The sequence below is a fragment of the Synechococcales cyanobacterium T60_A2020_003 genome (assembly GCA_015272205.1).
Lineage (GTDB): Bacteria > Cyanobacteriota > Cyanobacteriia > RECH01 > RECH01 > JACYMB01.
The window spans coordinates 1-2,985 of the sequence record JACYMB010000390.1; the positions used below are offsets into that span (position 1 = coordinate 1).

4 protein-coding genes and 1 pseudogene are annotated in these 2,985 nt (G+C 51.7%); 3 read left to right on the top strand and 2 right to left on the bottom strand.

From position 1 onward, the window contains the following. Together IGR76_18945 and IGR76_18950 are read left to right on the top strand one after the other, a co-directional pair. The coding region (locus IGR76_18945) for a tetratricopeptide repeat protein (protein ID MBF2080530.1) at window positions 1-341 on the top strand (341 nt) is incomplete at its 5' end. A gap of 224 nt (window positions 342-565) precedes the next feature. Beyond that, window positions 566-1,849, top strand: a complete 1,284-nt coding sequence (locus IGR76_18950; GenBank protein ID MBF2080531.1) for a Glu/Leu/Phe/Val dehydrogenase — start codon at window positions 566-568, stop codon at window positions 1,847-1,849. On the opposite strand, the gene IGR76_18955 is transcribed toward IGR76_18950, so the two are convergent. Then, complete coding sequence (locus IGR76_18955) at window positions 1,818-2,315, bottom strand: hypothetical protein (GenBank protein MBF2080532.1); 498 nt, start codon at window positions 2,313-2,315, stop codon at window positions 1,818-1,820. The genes IGR76_18950 and IGR76_18955 overlap by 32 nt on opposite strands. Before the next feature lie 57 nt (window positions 2,316-2,372). Beyond that, a pseudogene (locus IGR76_18960) lies at window positions 2,373-2,726 on the bottom strand (cytochrome b/b6 domain-containing protein). A 72-nt stretch (window positions 2,727-2,798) separates the two neighbouring features. Here IGR76_18960 and IGR76_18965 point away from each other — a divergent pair. After that, window positions 2,799-2,985, top strand: a 187-nt coding sequence (locus IGR76_18965) for a transposase (GenBank protein ID MBF2080533.1), incomplete at its 3' end; no start/stop codon positions are given.

The following is a 2,985-nucleotide window of genomic DNA, read 5'->3' on the forward strand; positions in this document are numbered from 1 at the left end:
AAGACCTAGCGATCTGTCGTCAGCTCGGGGATGTCCAAGGGGAAGGCCAAACCCTGGCGAATCTCGGTGTACTCTACGAACACCAAAACCAACCCGACCAAGCCCTAGATCTTTGGCACCAAGCCCTCACCAAACTCCACCCCGACTCTCCTAAATACGCCACCGTCAGCCAATGGATTCACGCCGCTACCCAACCCCGTCGTCCCGATTGGCTCGGCTGGTTCCTTTCCCTCGGCATCGGTCTATTTCTGCTCTGGAACTTGATCAACCGCCACTGGCTCATCGCCCTTTTCAGTTTCCTAATCCTCATCGGCTGGTACACCTTCCGCCGCCGCCGCTAACCCCTCCACCCCTCCACCTCTTAACACCAACGACTAGCCCAACCGGATGATCCCCAATGATCTCAATTGCATTTAGCGTGATCCCCAAGGGTGATTTCTGCATTTCGATCACAAGAAATATTAAAAAACTATATCTAAAGCTACAAAAAAGGGAATCATAAAACTATGGGGATCAGATCCTGTTTATCCACCCACTACTACGGCTGATCCCTGAGGAGTTTTTTATGGACCACTCGATCCTTGCCGATGCCAGCCAACGGCTAGAGAAAACCCTGCGCTACGTGTCGGTTCCCGATGATTTGATTGAACGCTTCAGGCACCCAAAGGCGAGTCTGGCTGTATCGATTCCCGTGCGAATGGATAACGGATCGCTGCGTGTCTTTCAAGGCTATCGAGTTCGCTACGATGACACCCGTGGCCCCACCAAAGGCGGCGTGCGCTACCATCCCAACGTCACCATGGACGAGGTGCAGTCCCTAGCCTTTTGGATGACCTTCAAGTGTGCAGCCTTGAACCTACCCTTTGGGGGAGCCAAAGGCGGAATTACCCTCGATCCCAAAGAACTCTCAAAATTTGAACTAGAGCGCTTAAGCCGAGGCTATATCGATGCGATCGCCAACTTTATCGGCCCCGATGTAGACATTCCCGCCCCGGATGTTTACACCAATCCGATGATCATGGGCTGGATGATAGATCAATACAACATCATCCATCGTCAGATTACGCCTGCGGTGATCACCGGAAAACCTGTAGCCATGGGCGGCAGCCTCGGACGGGAAACCGCAACCGCCATGGGAGCTTTCTTCTCGATTCAGGACATGATGGCGAAGTTGGGACGGAATCCGGAAGATACCACCGTCGCAGTTCAAGGATTTGGGAATGCCGGAGCCGTTATCGCTGAACTGCTGTTTCGAGCTGGCTATCCTGTCGTGGCCGTGAGTGATTCCCGTGGAGCTGTCTACGTCAAAGGGGGACTCGATATTCCCAGTATTCGCCAGTTCAAGGAATCGAGTCGGGGGGTGAGAGCGGTGTACTGTCAGGGAACAGTATGCAGCGCTATCGAGCACGAAGCGATTACCAACGAGGAACTGCTAGAACTCGACGTAGACATCTTAATTCCAGCCGCGTTGGAAAATCAGATTACCGAGGAAAACGCCGATCGGATCAAGGCTCGCTATATCTTTGAAGTGGCGAACGGCCCCATTACCTCAGCAGCCGATTCAATTCTTGAAGTCAACGGGGTTCAGGTCTTTCCCGATATTCTGGTGAATGCGGGCGGCGTGACCGTGAGCTACTTTGAATGGGTGCAAAACCGCAGCGGCTTCTATTGGTCGCTGGAGGAGGTGAACAGTCGCCTAAAGGATCGGATGGTGGAAGAAACCGAGCGGATCTGGGCGATCGCCCAAGAGTTCAAAACCTCGATGCGAACGGCGGCCTATATCCATGCCCTGAATCGCTTAGGGGATGCGGTAAAAGCTAAAGGTACGCGGGATTACTACATGAGTTAGCCGTTTGGGGAGCCAAAAATATTGCATCCTGAGGTGTATGTTCGCGAATCCAATAGCAGGTCTTGACCCAAACTCTGCCTTCATCTAAGGTAGACGCTGGGAATGTCCTTAACCCCGCAACGTCTTGCTGAAACGTTGTCCAGTGGGTTAGACACAGTAGAGTTACTACGATCCACGCTAAACCGTTTCGAAAGGTCTGGGCGATCTGGATTTGCTGAAACTGGCAGAGTAAAAGCAGATAGGTCGTCAACCGGATCATGACATCTCCCAACCGAAAGGGATAGTATTGCAAAAAAGATCCGGTGGTATCAAAGGGAGCGATCGCCAATCCTAAACCAAACGGGATTAAGCTGATCAATGTCCATTCTGCTAACTCAAACTGAGCAGCGATCGCCTCCCCTGGTTTCTTCGGATATTGGAACCGCAACCTGACCATACACAGACTAAACAGAACCAGATAGACCATCAACCTCAGCCATGCTTCCCATGACCATCCCAAGGGATTCATTAGCACTGTAGAGGTCTACTTAAAAAGCGGTATGATCCAGGCCGCTGTAATGCTCAACAAAATCGCAATTTCTAAAGCAATCATGGTTGACATCGGTTGAAACCATCGTTTCCAGGCTCCCTGTTGAACCCCTGACCACCATTCGGAGAGATGACGAGACCAATGGGATGGACTGTCTTTCTCTCGAAAGTGCCACGTTAACATAGAGACGAGTAACGGTGTGCCACCGATCTTCGCATTCATCAGAAGATGGAGAGCGATCGCCCCTACCATCACCACCCATGCAAGGAGATGCGCGTAATACCAAAAATGGTTTAACTCTCCCTTGGGCAGCCACGTTTCGTCCATCATTTTGCCGCTAAAAAGGGCGTTGTTGCATGAAAGAGGGGTTGCGGGCAGGAGAGGCATGGTAAATTTCAGTTATCACACATAAAACCTGCCATGAAACCTCAATACCGCATCCGCAACTGGTCAGAGTATAACGCTGGATTGAAGGCTAGGGGAAGCCTCACCTTCTGGATCGAAGAATCTGTGCTGGGGCAGTGGGTGGTCGAGGAGTTGAGCGGCAAACCCGGCGCGTCAGTTCTTTATAGTGACCTTGCGATTCAAACAATGGCGACCGTCAAAG